This is a genomic window from Agromyces salentinus (genome assembly GCF_009749395.1).
GTDB lineage: Bacteria > Actinomycetota > Actinomycetes > Actinomycetales > Microbacteriaceae > Agromyces > Agromyces salentinus.
Genome location: NZ_WBIR01000003.1, coordinates 214,924 through 230,401, shown reverse-complemented (window position 1 = coordinate 230,401; position 15,478 = coordinate 214,924). Strand labels below are relative to the sequence as shown.

Here is a 15,478-nt window from a genome sequence, read left to right as displayed (position 1 = left end):
AACGGATGCCGATGAGCGAACCGACGCCGGACCCGGAACTGCCGCGCGCCGTCGCGCTCGCCTGGGGCGTGGCCGCCAACCCGCAGCGCGGACCCAAGCGGGAGCTCTCGATCGAGCGCATCGTCGAGACCGCCATCGAGATCGCCGATGCCGAGGGCCTCGCCGCGGTGTCGATGAGCCGGGTCGCGAGCGCGCTCGGCTTCACGACCATGTCGCTCTACCGCTACGTCACGAGCAAGGACGACCTGATCCTGCTCATGCAGGAGGGCGCGAGCGTCGTGCCCGTGCCGGACGAGGCGCTCGACCGCGGCTGGCGCGACGGCGTGACCGCGTGGGTGCTCGCCATCCGCGCCGCCCACCGCGAACACCCGTGGCTCGTCGACATCCCGATTTCCGGGGCGCCGATCACGCCCACGAGCCTCACGATCGTCGACTGGTTCCTCCGCGAGGTGCGCGCACTGCCGCTCAGCGACGGCGAGAAGATGTCCACGCTCCTGCTGCTCACGAGCTACGCCCGTGCCACGAGCGCCCAGGAGCGCGACCTCGCGGTCGCCGCCGCCGCGGCGAACGACCCCGCGGATGTCACGGGCGCGAACTTCTTCGCCGCGCTCGTCGAGCTCGTGACCCCCGAACGGTTCCCCTACCTCAGCCCGCTGCTCGCGGCCGGCGGCTACGTGGCCGTGCCCGGCGCCGACGACGAGTACGGAGACGAGGACTTCGACTTCGGACTCCAGCGCATCCTCGACGGCGTGGAGCACCACCTCGGGCGTCTCGAGGGCGGCGCCGAGCCGACCGTACGCGCCCCGCTGCCGCCCGAGCTCGAGCTCCCCCGCGACCCCAGGGTGCGCGAGGCCGCGAAAGCCAGGCGCGAGGCCGAGAAGAAGCTCCGGGAGGCGCAGAAGCGCGAACGGGAGGCGATCAAGCAGGCGCTCGAACGCGAGAAGCGCGAACGCGAGAAGGAGCAGCACGCCCGGGAGAAGGCCGCCCGGGCCACGTGATCGGCGGCTCAGCGCACCGCGGTCGTCGCCCGGTCCCGCATCGTGAGGTCGCGGTGGTGCGAGATGGCCCGCCAGCCGTCCGCCGCGAGCAGCGCCGCGATCTGCGCCGACTGCGTCTCGAAGTGCTCGATGACGAGCGCGCCGCCGGGTCGCAGCAGGGCGAGCGCTCGCGTCGAGATCGCCCGGATCACGTCGAGGCCGTCCTCCCCGCCGTAGAGCGCGAGCACCGGGTCGTGGAGGTGGACCTCGGGATCGGCCGGGATCGCCGCAGCCGGCACGTACGGCGGATTCGAGACCACGACCGAGGCCAGCCCGTCCAACTCAGGCACCGCGTCGGCCAGATCGCCCTCGACGAGCGTCACCGGCGCCCCGAGCTCGTCGACGTTCCTGCGGGCCCACGCCACCGCGTCGGCGGAGAGCTCGACCGCGTAGACCCGCGCATGCGGCACCTCGGTCGCCAGCGACAGCGCGATCGCCCCGCTCCCGGTGCCGAGGTCGACGGCGATCGGCTCGGCGTCGGCCATGGAGCGCAGCGCGTCGATCGCGAGCTGGGCGACCCCCTCCGTCTCCGGGCGCGGGACGAGCACGCCGGGCCCGACGAGCAGGTCGAGGCTCCGGAACGGCGCACGCCCCGTGATGTGCTGCAACGGTTCCCGGGCCACGCGCCGCTCGACGAGCGAGGCGAGCGCTGCGGCATCCGCCTCGGAGACCTCGCCACCGACCACCACGCGGGCCTGCACGCCGCCGCGGGAGAGCCCGAGCACATGGCCGATCAGGAGGTCGGCATCGACCTCGGGGTCGGGGATGCCGGCGACCGCGAGTCGGGCGATCGCGTCGCCACGGACCGTTCGGATCGAGCGGTCGTCATCGGCTCGCGCCATCCGTGCATCCATGAAATGGAATGTAATGCACGTGACCGGGAACAGGCCCGGTCATAGGCTGGCCGGGGCACGAGCCCCCGCACCCGCATCCCGAGAGGAAGCCCCATGGCCCAGATCTTCGACAACATCACCGAGGCCTTCGGTCGCACGCCCCTCGTGCGCCTGAACCGCGTCACCGAAGGCGCCGGCGCGACCGTGCTCGGCAAGCTCGAGTTCTACAACCCCTCCGCGAGCGTCAAGGACCGCCTCGGCATCGCCATCGTCGACGCCGCCGAGGCCTCGGGTGAGCTCGCACCCGGCGGCACGATCGTCGAGGGCACGAGCGGCAACACCGGCATCGCCCTCGCCATGGTCGGCGCGGCGCGCGGCTACAAGGTCATCCTCGCCATGCCCGAGACCATGTCGAAGGAGCGCAAGTCGCTGCTGAAGGCGTACGGGGCCGAGCTCGTGCTCACCCCGGGTTCCGAGGGCATGAAGGGCGCCGTCTCCCGTGCCGAGCAGATCGTGGCGGAGACCCCCGGCTCCGTGCTCGCCAAGCAGTTCGCCAACCAGGCCAACGTCGAGGTCCACCGCCGCACCACGGCGGAGGAGATCTGGGCCGACACCGACGGCGGGGTCGACATCTTCATCTCGGGCATCGGCACGGGCGGCACCATCTCGGGCGTCGGCCAGGTCCTCAAGGAGCGCAAGCCCGAGGTCCAGGTCATCGGCGTCGAGCCCGAGGAGTCGCCGATCCTGAACGGCGGCGCGCCCGGACCCCACAAGATCCAGGGCATCGGCGCGAACTTCGTGCCCGAGATCCTCGACCGGGAGGTCTACGACGAGATCTTCGACGTGAACATCGACCAGGCGGTCGCCACCGCGCGCCGGCTCGGAACCGAGGAGGGCATCCTGGGCGGCATCTCCTCCGGCGCCACCGTCCACGCCGCCATCGAGGTCGCCAAGCGCCCGGAGAACGCCGGCAAGACCATCGTCGTCATCCTCGCGAGCTACGGTGAGCGCTACCTGTCGACGGTGCTGTACGAAGGTCTGCTTGACTGACCAGGTGAGCATCCTCTCCCGCGTGAAGGAAGACCTCGCGACCGCCCGTGCCCACGACCCCGCAGCACGCAGCGATCTCGAGGTCTTCCTCGTGTACTCGGGCCTGCACGCGATCTGGGCGTCCCGGCTCGCGCATCGGCTCTGGCGATCCGGGCTCCGCTTCCCCGCGAGGGTCGTCTCGCAGCTGACGAGGTTCCTCACCGGCGTCGAGATCCACCCCGGCGCGACGATCGGCCGGCGGTTCTTCATCGACCACGGCATGGGCGTCGTGATCGGCGAGACCGCCGTCATCGGCGACGACGTGATGCTCTACCACGGCGTCACGCTCGGCGGGAAGGCACCCCGGCACACGCCGCCCGGCACGAAGCGGCATCCGACCCTCGGCGACGGCGTGACCATCGGGGCGGGTGCGAAGGTGCTCGGCGACATCACGATCGGCGCCTGGAGCGCCGTCGGCGCGAACGCGGTCGTCACCAGGAGCGCCCCGGCCCGCTCGCTGCTGGTCGGGGTGCCGGCCATTCCGCGCCCGCTCTCGGACGCCGCCGCCGACGCCTCCCGCGGCGTCCACGACTGGCACATCTGACCCGCGCCCGGCGTCCAGTCGGCGTCGGCCGGGCCACCGCGCGCAGCTTCGGCGCAGACGAGAGGGGCGGATGCCGCAGCATCCGCCCCTCTCGCACGTTCGCGTCCGTGCGCGACCGATCAGCCTCCGGCGTGACCGGCCAGCTGCGCCTCCTCGTCGGCCTGGATGGCCGATTCGATCAGCGGGTCGAGCGCGCCGTTCATGACCTGGTCGAGGTTGTAGGCCTTGTACCCGGTGCGATGATCGGCGATGCGGTTCTCGGGGAAGTTGTACGTTCGGATGCGCTCGGAACGATCCATCGACCGGATCTGCGACTTGCGCGCGTCGGATGCCGCAGCGTCGATCTCCTCCTGCTGACGCGCGAGGATGCGGGCGCGCAGCACGCGCATCGCCGCCTCGCGGTTCTGCAGCTGCGACTTCTCGTTCTGCATCGACACCACGATGCCGGTCGGCAGGTGGGTGATGCGCACGGCCGAGTCGGTCGTGTTGACCGACTGGCCGCCGGGACCGGAGGAACGGTACACGTCGATCTTCAGGTCGTTCTGGTTGATGTCGACCTCTTCGGGCTCGTCGACCTCGGGGAAGACGAGCACCCCCGTGGTCGACGTGTGGATGCGCCCCTGCGTCTCGGTCACCGGGACGCGCTGCACGCGGTGCACGCCGCCCTCGTACTTCAGGTGCGCCCACACGCCCTGCGAGGGATCGGTCGCGTTCGACTTGATCGCGACCTGCACGTCCTTGTAGCCGCCGAGGTCGGACTCGTTCTGGTCGAGGAGCTCGACCTTCCAGCCCTTCGACTGCGCGTACTGCATGTACATGCGGAGCAGGTCGCCGGCGAAGAGGGCGCTCTCGGCGCCGCCCTCACCGCCCTTGATCTCCATGATCACGTCACGGCCGTCGTCGGGGTCGCGCGGGATCAGGAGTCGCCGGAGCTTCTCCTGGGCCTGCGCGAGGCCCTCCTCGAGCGAGGGGACCTCCTCGGCGAACGCGTCGTCCTCCTTGGCCAGCTCGCGGGCGGCCGCGAGGTCGTCCTGGGCCTGGTGCCACGCCGCGTTCGCGGCGACGATGCGGCTGAGCTCGGCGTAGCGCCGATTCACCTTCTTCGCGCGTGCGGGGTCGGCATGCAGCGCCGGGTCGGCGAGCGCCTCCTGGAGCTCGCCGTGCTCGACGAGCATGGGCTGGACGGATTCGAACACGGATGCCTCAGCGGTGGTCGTTCTCGTGCGCGTGCGACGCGCCGTGGCCGTTCGCCCCGACGGGCATCGACTTCTGCATGAGCATCAGGAACTCGACGTTCGACTGGGTCTCCTTGAGGCGGCCGAGCACGGCCTCGAGCGCCGGCTGCTGGTCGAGGCCCGCGAGGGCACGACGAAGCTTCCAGGTGATCTTGACCTCGTCGGGCGAGAGCAGCATCTCCTCGCGACGCGTCGACGACGCGTTGACGTCGACGGCGGGGAAGATGCGCTTGTCGGCGAGCTGACGCGAGAGGCGAAGCTCCGAGTTGCCGGTGCCCTTGAACTCCTCGAAGATGACCTCGTCCATCTTGGACCCGGTCTCCACGAGCGCGGTCGCGAGGATGGTCAGCGAGCCGCCGTTCTCGATGTTGCGCGCGGCGCCGAAGAAGCGCTTGGGCGGGTACAGCGCCGAGGCGTCGACACCACCCGAGAGGATCCGCCCGGAGGTGGGCGCGGCGAGGTTGTACGCACGGCCGAGACGCGTGATCGAGTCGAGCAGCACGACGACGTCGTGGCCGAGCTCGACGAGTCGCTTGGCGCGCTCGATCGCGAGCTCGGCGACCGTCGTGTGGTCTTCGGCCGGACGGTCGAAGGTCGAGGCGATGACCTCGCCCTTCACCGTGCGCTGCATGTCGGTGACCTCTTCGGGACGCTCGTCGACCAGCACGACCATGAGGTGGACCTCGGGGTTGTTGATCGAGATGGCGTTCGCGATCTGCTGCAGGACGATGGTCTTGCCCGCCTTCGGCGGTGCGACGATCAGGCCGCGCTGGCCCTTGCCGATCGGGGCGACGAGATCGATGATGCGCTGCGTGAGTTTGGTGGGCTCGGTCTCGAGGCGCAGGCGCTCCTGCGGGTAGAGCGGCGTGAGCTTCTGGAACTCGACGCGTGCGCCCGACTCCTCGATGGTCTGCCCGTTGACGGAGTCGACCTTGACGAGGGCGTTGTACTTCTGGCGGCTGTTGGACTCGGCGTCGCGCGGCTGCTTGATGGAGCCCACGACGGCGTCGCCCTTGCGCAGGTGGTACTTCTTCACCTGGCCGAGCGAGACGTAGACGTCGCTCGGACCGGGCAGGTAGCCCGTCGTGCGCACGAAGGCGTAGTTGTCGAGCACGTCGAGGATGCCCGCGATGGGGATCAGGACGTCGTCGTCGAGGATCTCGGGCTCGAGCTCGTCGCCGCCGGTCTGGCCGCGGCGCTTGCGGTCGCGGTACCGGTTGCGACGGCCGCCCTCACCGTCGAGGAGCTGCTGCTCACCGCGGTTCTGGCCCTGCTGTCGGTTGCCGCCCTCGCCCTGCTGCTTGGGCTCGGCCTGCTCGGCCTGGCGTTCGCCGCCCTGCTGGCGTTCGCCGCCCTGCTGCTGGCGCTCGCCCCGGCCCTGGCGGGCGGGCTGTTCCTCGCCCTTGCGGGCGTCGCCGCCCTGGCGCTCGGCGTTGCCGCCGGCCTGGCCGTTCTGCCGGGGCTGGCCCTCGGCGGACTTCTGCGCGTCGTCGCCGGCACGCTCGGCGCGCTCGCGCTCTCCGCCACGGCGGCCGCGGTTGCGGTTGCGGCCCTGGCGCGGCTGCTCGGAGGACGTCTCGCCCTCGACCTCGCCTTCGGCGGACTTGGGGGCGCGGCCGGCCTCGCCGGTCGCTGCCGCGAGCTCTTCGCGGACCGCGGCGCGCGCGGCCTCACGGGCGTCGTCGGACTCGACGGGCGCCTCGGCAGGGGCGGGCACGAGGTCGACGCCGCCGGCGGCGCCGTTCACGTGCCGGGTCGCGGCCGTGCCGGCGCTCGTCGCGCGACGGGGCTGGCGTGCCTGGCGCGCCGGCCGGGTGGTCGGGGCCGCCTCGTCGACGGGTGCGACGACGGCCTCGCCCGCGGGCGCCTCGAAGGCGGGGGCCTCGGGTGCGGGCTCCGCGGCGGGTGCCTCGGCAACGGATGCGTCGGCGACGGGCGCCTCGGCAGTCGTCTCGGCGACGGGCGCGTCGGTCGACGACTCGGCGGCGAGGCCCTCCTGGTGGGCGGCGATCAGGTCGACGAGCTCGCCCTTGCGGCGCTTGGAGCCGCCGGGGATGCCGAGCGAGGCGGCGAGCTCCTGGAGCTCGGCGACCTTCAGGGTCGAGAGGCGGGTGCGGTTCGCCGCGCCGGCTTCGGCGTGGTCGGTTGCGTTGGTCACTGGGTATGTTCCTTTCCCCCGGTGGCAAGAGCTGCCGACTCAGGAGAGCTGGTCGTTGACACGTCGCAGGTCATGCGCGGAGCGCAGACGTGCGCGAGAACGAGAGCAATGGATTGCTGGGAATCGCACGATGCGACGATGGACGCGAACAGTGCGTCGCTCGTCGGGTGCACGATAATGCTATCACCCGACGAGCAGTCCTCCGGTCCGCGAGCCGCCCCTGTGGAGAACGTGTCGCGATCCGGCGCCTCAGTCGCCCGGGGTGCTGACGGTCGCGCCGAGGAAGTCGACGGCGAGGGGCAGCGGCTGCCAGACGGTCTGCGCCGCCTCCTCCACCAGTCGGATGGCCTCGGCCCGCTCGCTCGGATCGCTGGAGAGCACGAGGATCGAAGGACCGGCTCCGGACACGACGGCCGGATGCCCCTCGGCCCGCAACGCGCGGATGAGCCGGTCGGTCTCGGGCATGGCCTGCGCGCGGTAGTGCTGGTGGAGCTTGTCCTCGGTGGCCTGGAGCAGCAGCTCGGGGCTCTGGATGAGGGCCGCGACGAGCAGCGCCGAGCGCGACACGTTGAAGACGGCGTCCTCGTGGGGCACCGATTCCGGCTGCAGGGAGCGTGCCAGCGCGGTGGACATCTCCTGTTCGGGGACGAGCACGAGCGGGGACACGCCGCGATGCACGATGAGCTTCTTGTGGCGCGGTCCGTCGGGCGTGACCCAGGCGATGGTCAGGCCGCCGAAGAGCGCCGGAGCGACGTTGTCTGGATGGCCCTCGAGCTCGGTCGCGATCTCGAGCAGGTCGTCGGCACTGAAGTCGACGATGCCCTCGAGTAGCCCGGAGGCCCCGATCACGCCGGCCACGATCGCCGCGCCCGACGAGCCGAGTCCGCGCCCGTGCGGGATGCTGTTGCGGGCCACGAGCCTCACCGACGGCATCTCGACGCCCGCGCGGGCGAACGTGTGCGCCATGGCCCGGACGACGAGGTGCGACCCGTCGAGCGGCACCTCCCCCTCGCCGACGCCGTGCACCGTGATGTCGTGGGTCGCGGCATCCGTCGCCTCGATCTCGAGCTCGTCGTATCGCGCGAGCGCGAGCCCGAGGGTGTCGAAGCCGGGACCGAGGTTGGCGCTGGTCGCGGGCACCTTGACGTGCACGCGGCGCCCGATGACGGCGCGGGCGCCGCCCTCGACCTCGGGAGCGGTCCGGTTCATGAGGTCAGCCCGAGCACCGCGGCGATCTGGGCCGTGTCCACGGGCACGACCGTCGGCTGCACGTCGGAGCCGTCGGCGGTGCGAAGGGCCCACTGCGGGTCCTTCAGGCCGTGTCCGGTGACGGTGAGCACGACGCGGGCGCCGGCCGGGATGGCGCCCGCCTCGGCGCGCTCGAGGAGGCCGGCGACGGAGATGGCCGACGCGGGCTCGACGAAGATGCCGACCTCGGCCGACAGGATGCGCTGCGCCTCGAGGATCTTGTCGTCCTCGATCGCACCGAAGTACCCGTCGGTCTCGTCGCGCGCCGCGAGGGCGAGCTCCCACGAGGCGGGGTTGCCGATGCGGATGGCGCTCGCGATCGTCTCGGGGTTCCTGACCGGCTCGCCGCGCACGATCGGCGCGGAGCCGGATGCCTGGAAGCCGAACATCCGCGGGATCCGGGTGCTGTTGCCGGCAGCCAGGTCTTCGCGGTAGCCCCGCGTGTAGGCGGTGTAGTTGCCCGCGTTGCCCACCGGGATGAAGTGGAAGTCGGGTGCGTCGCCGTGGGCCTCGACGATCTCGAACGCCGCGGTCTTCTGCCCCTCGATGCGGTCGTTGTTGACCGAGTTCACGAGGTGGACGGCGTAGTTCTCGGCGAGGTCGCGAGCGATGTCGAGGCAGTCGTCGAAGTTGCCCTGGACCTGGATCAGCTCGCCGTTGTGGGCGATGGCCTGGCTCAGCTTGCCCATGGCGATCTTGCCCTCGGGTACGAGCACGGCGGCCTTGATGCCGGCGTGCGTCGCATAGGCCGCGGCCGACGCCGACGTGTTGCCGGTCGAGGCGCAGATGACGACCTTCGCGCCGCGCTCGACGGCCTTCGTCACGGCCATGGTCATGCCGCGGTCCTTGAAGGAGCCGGTCGGGTTCATGCCCTCGTACTTCACCCAGACGTCGGCACCCGTGCGACGCGAGAGCGCCGGCGCGGGCAGGAGCGGCGTGCCACCCTCGCCGAGCGTGACGACCGGCGTGGCGTCGGTGACGTCGAGCCGGTCGGCGTATTCGCGGATGACGCCTCGCCACTGGCGTGACGTGGCCTTGGGGGTGGGGTGGTTCACATTGCTCCTTCGACTCGGAGGACGGACGCGACGGACACGACGACGGGGTTCTCGGCGAGGGATGCGACGGTCTCGGCGAGCGCGGACTCCGTCGCCTCGTGCGTTCCGATCACCAGCGTAGCCCGCTCGGAGCCGCCGCTCACCGTCTGCTGCAGCTGCTCGACGGACACGCCGTGCTCGGCGAACACGTGCGCGATGCGCTCGAGCACGCCCGGCTCGTCGGCCACCTCGAGCGTGATCGCGTAGCGCGTCGTGATGCGCCCGATCTCGAACATGGGCAGCTCGGCGTGCGTGGACTCCGCGGTGCCCGGACCGCCGACGACATGGCGGCGGGCGATGGCGACGAGGTCGCCGAGCACGGCCGAGGCGGTCTGCACTCCCCCGGCCCCGGCGCCGTAGAACATGAGGGGCCCTGCGGCGGATGCCTCGACGAAGACGGCGTTGTTCGCGCCCCGCACGGCGCCGAGCGGGTGCTCGCGCGGCACGAGCGCGGGATACACGCGGGCGGAGACGCCCTCCTCGCCGGTCTCGGGGTCGGTGAGCCGCTCGCAGATGGCGAGGAGCTTCACCACGAAGCCGGCGCGACGCGCGGACTCCACCTGCTGCGCGGTGACCGACGTGATGCCCTCGCGGTGCACCGCGGCGACCGGCACGCTCGTGTGGAAGGCGATGCTCGCGAGGATGGCCGCCTTCTGCGCGGCGTCGTAGCCGCCGATGTCGGCCGTCGGGTCGGCCTCGGCGTAGCCGAGTTCGGTCGCCGTCGCGAGGGCGTCCTCGAGGGAGGCCCCAGTGCTGTCCATGCGGTCGAGGATGAAGTTGGTCGTGCCGTTCACGATGCCCAGGATGCGGTCGATGCGGTCACCGGCGAGGCTCTCGCGGAGCGGCCGGATGATCGGGATCGCGCCGGCGACCGCGGCCTCGTAGGAGAGCTGCGCGCCGACCTGCTCGGCCGCCGCGTAGAGCTCGGGTCCGTGCGTCGCGAGGAGCGCCTTGTTGCCGGTGACCACGTCCGCACCCGAGGCGATGGCCTTCAGCACCATGGTGCGGGCCGGCTCGAGTCCGCCCATGAGCTCGATCACGATGTCGGAGGCCACGATCAGCGCGTCGGCATCGGTCGTCAGCAGCTCGCGGGGAAGCTCGGCGTCGCGCTTCGCGTCGAGGTCGCGCACGGCGATGCCGACGAGCTCGATGCGTGCGCCGATGCGCTGGGCGAGCTCGTCGCCGTGCTCGAGGAGGAGCCGGGCGACCTGGGAGCCGACGGAACCTGCCCCGAGCAGGCCGACCCTGATGGAGCGGTACTCGATCATGCGGTGGTTCCTCCGGAGGGGTTGGATGCGGGATGCTGCGGGTGGATCCCCGCATCGCGGGCGAGCAGGTCGTCGATGCGCTCGCCGTGCACGATCACGCGGGCGACGCCGTCGCGGACGGCGACGACGGGCGGCCGGGGCACGTGGTTGTAGTTGTTCGCGAGCGACCAGCAGTACGCACCGGTCGCGGCGACGGCGACGAGGTCGCCGGGCGCGACGTCGTGCGGCAGGTAGTCGGCGTCGACCACGATGTCGCCCGACTCGCAGTGCTTTCCGGCGACGCGAACGAGCGCGGGCGGCTCGTCGGACACGCGGCCCGCGAGGCGCACCGTGTAGTCGGCACCGTAGAGCGCGGTGCGCGCGTTGTCGCTCATGCCGCCGTCGACCGAGACGTAGTGCCGCCAGCCCCCCTCGACGGGAACCGGCTTCACGGTGCCCACCGTGTACAGCGTCACGCCGGCCGGCCCGATGATCGAACGGCCGGGCTCGAACGCGAGCTTCGGCACCGGCACGCCGTGGGCACGGCAGGCACGGGCGACGGCCTCGGCGATGCCGAGCGAGATCCGCTCGATCGGCGTCGGGTCGTCGACCGACGTGTAGGCGATGCCGAAGCCGCCGCCGAGGTTGAGCTCGGGCACGGGTGCGACGCGGGCGAGTTCGGCGTGGGCGGCCAGCAGCCGCTCCGCGGACTCGGCGAAGCCCGCCGAGTCGAAGATCTGGGACCCGATGTGGCAGTGCAGGCCCAGGAAGTCGAGCGAGGCGTGCGAGCGGATGCGGGCGCCGAGCTCGACGGCCCGCTCGAGGGAGACGCCGAACTTCTGGTCCTCGTGGGCGGTCGCCAGGAACTCGTGCGTGGAGGCGTGCACCCCGCTGTTGACCCTGAGCCGGACCCGCTGGATGCGACCGGCCTGTTCGGCCGCCCTCGCGACCCGCTCGATCTCGATCTCGGAGTCGAGGATGATGGCGCCCACGCCGACCTCGACGGCGCGCTCGATCTCGGCGAGGGACTTGTTGTTCCCGTGGAACCCGAGCCTCGCGGGATCCGCTCCGGCGGCGAGCGCGACCGCGAGCTCGCCGCCGCTGCAGACGTCGACGGCGAGCCCCTCGGAGGAGACCCAGCGCACGATCTCGGCGGAGAGGAAGGCCTTGCCCGCGTAGTAGACGGCGACCGACGTGCCGACGGATGCCGCGGCCGCCTCGAAGGCGGCCAGGATGCGGCGGGCGCGCGAGCGCGCGTCGGCCTCGTCGACCACGTAGAGCGGGGTGCCGAAGCGCTCCGCGAGCTCGGTGAGGGCGAGGCCGCCGATGACGACCGCGCCGTCGTCGTCGCGATGGGCCCCTGCGGGCCAGACCTGCTCGGCGAGGGCGTTGGGATCGGCAGGGGCGTGCAGCCATCCGGGGACGGCGGTGGTCGTTGCCACGGGAGACCTCTGGGGACTTGGCGGATCTGGAGCTTCGCTCACGGCGAGCGAATCCGATCGATTCGGTGGAGCCTGCAGCGCGCCGCCCTTGTGGGGCGGCCTGCCCGCGAGTCTACCGAGCACGATCACGGCGGCCGAATCGATGACGTCGCATGCCCGTCGAGGCGCCCGCCCGCCCGGCGGGTCGTCGGCGCACCCCGGTCGCGGCGGCGCTCAGGACCCGTCGCAGGTGCCCGTCGTTCGCAGCGACGCCTCCTCGAAGGGGATGTCGGTCGCCGTGAACGCGACGCGCGCATGGCCGTCGGTGAGCGCGATGTCCTCGACGAGCAGCCCCGCCGGCAGGTACTCGGCCACGCAGACCTCGACCTGCTCGTCGCCCAGCACCTGCTGTGCGAGCCCGCTGAGGTCGAGGTCGTTGCCGCCCGCCGACACCTCCACGCCCACCGGCGTGAGGAGCACGCTCGTTCCGGCCGCCTCGGCCGACGCCGTGACCGCGGCGCTCAGGTCGAAGCCCAGCACCTGGAACGTGGTGCCGTAGCCGAGCGTGCCCTCGCCGAGCGAGATCTCGCCGTCGGCGCCCGGGATCTCGACGAGCTGGTTCAGGGATGCCTCGTCGATGTCGACGGTGCCGGTCACGCGATCGATGGGCGCGCCCTCCTGCAGCGGCACGCCGGCGGCGACCACATGCGCGTCCAGGGGGTTGCCCCGGACCTCGAGCCCGGGCACGTCGAGGGTGACCTCCTCGAAGGACCCCGTCACGAGCTGCGCGAGCACCGAGAAGCCGCCGAGGTGCGCGGACACCTCGCCCTCGACGCCCTCGGGGAGGTTCGCCTCGACCTCGTCGACGATGCGCTGCTCGAGCGCCGACCTCGTGACGAGGTCGGCGACGACGAGCAGGGCTCCCACCGCGACGACGGACACGAGCGCGATGGCCCACGGCTTCACGCGTCGACGAGGTCGACCCGTGCCGGTCTCGACGCTCGCGCCGTCTTCCCCCCGTTCGGCGCCGAGTGGCTGGATCACCTCGGTCGGGCGCACGTCGTCGAGCACGGCGGTCGGCGCCAGTTCGTCGCGGTCGGGCTCGCGCGGCTCCGCGGCATCCGTGCCCTCGTCGCGGCCCTCGTCGCGGGGTGTGCTCACTGGTGCCTCCGTGGTCGTCGTGGTCGCCGCCGAACCTGCCGGCTGCGGCCGTGGTCACATGCGCTCGGGAGCCGAGACGCCGAGCAGGTCGAGGCCGTTGCGCAGCACCTGGCCGGTCGCGTCGTTCAGCCAGAGGCGCGTGCGGTGCAGGTCGCCGATCGGCTCCTCCCCGAGCGGCAGCACGCGGCAGTTGTCGTACCAGCGGTGGTAGAGGCCCGCGAGCTCCTCGATGTAGCGGGCGACGCGGTGCGGCTCGCGGAGCTCGGCCGACTGGGCGACGATGCGCGGGAACTCCTGGAGCGCGCCGAGCAGCGCCGACTCGGTCTCGTGCCCCAGCAGCGCGGGCGCGAAGCTCGAGCGGTCGACGCCGACGGATGCCGCGTTGCGATCGACCGCGCAGGTGCGCGCGTGGGCGTACTGCACGTAGAAGACGGGGTTGTCGTTGGTGCGACGCGTGAGGATCTCGGGGTCGATCGTCAGGGGCGAGTCGGCCGGGTACCTGGCGAGCGTGTACCGCAGCGCGTCGGTGCCGAGCCACGCCTGCAGGTCGTCGAGCTCGATGATGTTGCCGGCGCGCTTGGACAGCTTGGCGCCGTTGATGCTCACGAGCTGCCCGATGAGCACCTCGATGTCGCGCTCGGGGTCGTCGCCCGCCGCGCCGGCGAGCGCCTTGAGGCGGTGCACGTATCCGTGGTGGTCGGCGCCGAGCAGGTAGATCTTGTGGGCGAAGCCGCGGTCGCCCTTGTCGAGGTAGTAGGCGGCGTCGGCGGCGAAGTAGGTGTAGACGCCGTTGCCGCGACGGATGACCCGGTCCTTGTCGTCGCCGAAGTCGGTCGTGCGGACCCAGACGGCGTCGTCCTCGTCGAAGACGTGGCCCTGTGCGCGCAGTCGCTCGACGGCGGTGTCCACGTCGGACAGGCCGTCCTCACCCTTCACCTGGAGGCGGCGCTCGCTCGTCCAGACGTCGAAGTGCACGTTGAAGCGATCGAGCGAAGCCCGGATCTCGCCGAGTTGGAGCTCGTACGCGATCTCGGTCGCGGCGTGCAGGGCGACGTCGTCGGCGAGCGAGAGCAGGTTCGGCTCGCGCTCGAGCACGCGCACGGCGAGATCGGCGATGTAGCTGCCGGGGTAGCCGCCCTCGGGCGTGGGCTCGCCCTTCGCCGCAGCCAGGACCGAACGGCCGAAGTTCTCCATCTGGTTGCCGGCGTCGTTGATGTAGTACTCGTTCGCGACCTCGGCCCCAGCCGCCCGGAGCACCCGGGAGATCGCGTCGCCGAGCGCCGCCCACCTGGTGTGCCCGATGTGCAGCGGACCGGTCGGGTTCGCCGAGACGAACTCGAGGTTGATGCGCTCGCCGGCGAGGCGGTCGCTGCGGCCGTACGAGGCTCCGGCGTCGACGATGACCTTGGCGAGCGCGCCGGCGGCCGCGGCGTCGAGGCGCACGTTGATGAAGCCCGGCCCGGCGACCTCGGCGCTCGTCACGCCGTCGACCGCGGCGAGGCCCTCGGCGAGCTCTGTCGCGATGACGCGCGGGTTGGACGACAGCGGCTTGGCGAGGCGCATCGCGATGTTCGAGGCCCAGTCGCCGTGCTCGCGCTGCTTGGGCCGCTCGAGGACGATCTGCTCGGGGGCGAGCTCGAGGACGACCTCGTCGCCGGCGTCGCGACGTCGCTGCACCATGGCGGTCACGAGGTCGAACAGGGCGAGGGAGAGATCGTCGGGAGTCACCCGCAAATCCTAGCGTTCGACGTTGGTAAGGTCTCTCCATGCCCCGCCCCGCACTGCTCGGCTCCGGCCGCCCGCTCCGTCCCGTCGCCGCCGCCGTCGTGCTGGTCGCGGCATCCGCCGTGCTGTTCAGCGGATGCACCGCGGGCGACCCGCAGCCGACCTCGACCGCGGCGCCGCAGCCCGGCACGCCGGGCTCGACCGAGGGCGCGCAGACGCCCGCACCGGTGCCGACCGAGACCGCCGAGCCCGCCGTGCCGTTCGAGATCTCGTGCGATGCGCTGCTCACGGCCGACCAGCTCTACGCGTTCAACCCCAACTTCGGCGCCGATCCGGCCCACGTGCCGGCGGCCCGGCCGGTGGTCGCCGTCGTCGAGGAGCAGGCCGGGACCGCGTGCGGCTACCTGAACCAGACGAGCGCCGAGGTGATCGAGGTCGCCGTCGCCACCCCGTCGGCAGCGGCCCTCGTCACCCTCGCGAACGACGCCGCCGCCACGAGCAGCGCCGTGCCGACGTACGGGACGCCGCCCGACGTGACCGGGTTCTTCACGCGGAGCGGCGAGCACGGCCAGGTGCAGGTGTTCTCCGGTCCGTACTGGGTGGTGCTCGACTCCACCGCGATCTTCGAGCCGGGCGACGCGCAGACCCTCGTGGCCGACGTGCTCGCCAACCTGCCCGCGAGCTGA

13 protein-coding genes are annotated in these 15,478 nt (G+C 72.0%); 4 read left to right on the top strand and 9 right to left on the bottom strand.

The features are described 5' to 3' along the window. Positions 1-11: 11 nt before the first annotated feature. Positions 12-998: a TetR/AcrR family transcriptional regulator gene (locus GQQ95_RS05485; protein ID WP_157426644.1), complete on the top strand. Its 987-nt coding sequence runs from the start codon at positions 12-14 to the stop codon at positions 996-998. Positions 999-1,006: 8 nt separating this feature from the next. On the opposite strand, the gene prmC is transcribed toward GQQ95_RS05485, so the two are convergent. Next, positions 1,007-1,879 carry a peptide chain release factor N(5)-glutamine methyltransferase gene (prmC, locus tag GQQ95_RS05480; protein ID WP_157426643.1) on the bottom strand — a complete coding sequence of 291 codons (873 nt, stop codon included), beginning with the start codon at positions 1,877-1,879 and terminating at the stop codon, positions 1,007-1,009. 105 nt (positions 1,880-1,984) lie between these two features. Between prmC and cysK the strand changes: the two genes are divergently transcribed. Then, positions 1,985-2,920, top strand: a complete 936-nt coding sequence (gene cysK, locus GQQ95_RS05475) for a cysteine synthase A (protein ID WP_157426642.1) — start codon at positions 1,985-1,987, stop codon at positions 2,918-2,920. Continuing rightward, entirely contained in the window at positions 2,913-3,503 is a 591-nt protein-coding gene (gene epsC, locus GQQ95_RS05470) for a serine O-acetyltransferase EpsC (protein ID WP_425482555.1), read from the top strand. The genes cysK and epsC overlap by 8 nt, the downstream gene beginning before the upstream one ends. A gap of 119 nt (positions 3,504-3,622) precedes the next feature. Here the strand turns inward: epsC and prfA are convergent, their stop codons facing one another. From prfA to GQQ95_RS05430, 8 genes are all read right to left on the bottom strand, one after another. After that, positions 3,623-4,699 carry a peptide chain release factor 1 gene (gene prfA, locus GQQ95_RS05465; protein WP_157426640.1) on the bottom strand — a complete coding sequence of 359 codons (1,077 nt, stop codon included), beginning with the start codon at positions 4,697-4,699 and terminating at the stop codon, positions 3,623-3,625. Between the two features lie 7 nt (positions 4,700-4,706). After that, positions 4,707-6,896, bottom strand: a complete 2,190-nt coding sequence (gene rho / locus GQQ95_RS05460; protein ID WP_157426639.1) for a transcription termination factor Rho — start codon at positions 6,894-6,896, stop codon at positions 4,707-4,709. Positions 6,897-7,145: 249 nt separating this feature from the next. Next, positions 7,146-8,105 (bottom strand): homoserine kinase, encoded by a 960-nt coding sequence (thrB, locus tag GQQ95_RS05455; RefSeq protein ID WP_157426638.1) that lies wholly within the window; start codon positions 8,103-8,105, stop codon positions 7,146-7,148. Next, entirely contained in the window at positions 8,102-9,199 is a 1,098-nt protein-coding gene (gene thrC, locus GQQ95_RS05450) for a threonine synthase (protein WP_157426637.1), read from the bottom strand. Before thrC ends, thrB begins: the two co-directional genes overlap by 4 nt. Then, positions 9,196-10,506, bottom strand: a complete 1,311-nt coding sequence (locus GQQ95_RS05445) for a homoserine dehydrogenase (protein WP_157426636.1) — start codon at positions 10,504-10,506, stop codon at positions 9,196-9,198. Before GQQ95_RS05445 ends, thrC begins: the two co-directional genes overlap by 4 nt. Next, positions 10,503-11,927 carry a diaminopimelate decarboxylase gene (lysA, locus tag GQQ95_RS05440; protein ID WP_157426635.1) on the bottom strand — a complete coding sequence of 475 codons (1,425 nt, stop codon included), beginning with the start codon at positions 11,925-11,927 and terminating at the stop codon, positions 10,503-10,505. Before lysA ends, GQQ95_RS05445 begins: the two co-directional genes overlap by 4 nt. 213 nt (positions 11,928-12,140) lie before the next feature. Then, complete coding sequence (locus tag GQQ95_RS05435) at positions 12,141-13,067, bottom strand: LmeA family phospholipid-binding protein (protein ID WP_157426634.1); 927 nt, start codon at positions 13,065-13,067, stop codon at positions 12,141-12,143. A gap of 54 nt (positions 13,068-13,121) precedes the next feature. Next, positions 13,122-14,795, bottom strand: a complete 1,674-nt coding sequence (locus tag GQQ95_RS05430) for an arginine--tRNA ligase (RefSeq protein WP_157426633.1) — start codon at positions 14,793-14,795, stop codon at positions 13,122-13,124. A 38-nt stretch (positions 14,796-14,833) separates the two neighbouring features. Between GQQ95_RS05430 and GQQ95_RS19290 the strand changes: the two genes are divergently transcribed. Beyond that, positions 14,834-15,478 (top strand): iron ABC transporter ATP-binding protein, encoded by a 645-nt coding sequence (locus tag GQQ95_RS19290; RefSeq protein ID WP_170296972.1) that lies wholly within the window; start codon positions 14,834-14,836, stop codon positions 15,476-15,478.

What these genes read in the sequence shown, in the direction of transcription:
- GQQ95_RS05485 (WP_157426644.1), top strand. Translation starts at nt 12, where the DNA reads ATGAGCGAACCGACGCCGGACCCGGAACTGCCGCGCGCCGTCGCGCTC.
- prmC (WP_157426643.1), bottom strand. Translation starts at nt 1,879, where the DNA reads ATGGCGCGAGCCGATGACGACCGCTCGATCCGAACGGTCCGTGGCGAC.
- cysK (WP_157426642.1), top strand. Translation starts at nt 1,985, where the DNA reads ATGGCCCAGATCTTCGACAACATCACCGAGGCCTTCGGTCGCACGCCC.
- thrB (WP_157426638.1), bottom strand. Translation starts at nt 8,105, where the DNA reads ATGAACCGGACCGCTCCCGAGGTCGAGGGCGGCGCCCGCGCCGTCATC.
- GQQ95_RS05445 (WP_157426636.1), bottom strand. Translation starts at nt 10,506, where the DNA reads ATGATCGAGTACCGCTCCATCAGGGTCGGCCTGCTCGGGGCAGGTTCC.
- GQQ95_RS19290 (WP_170296972.1), top strand. Translation starts at nt 14,834, where the DNA reads ATGCCCCGCCCCGCACTGCTCGGCTCCGGCCGCCCGCTCCGTCCCGTC.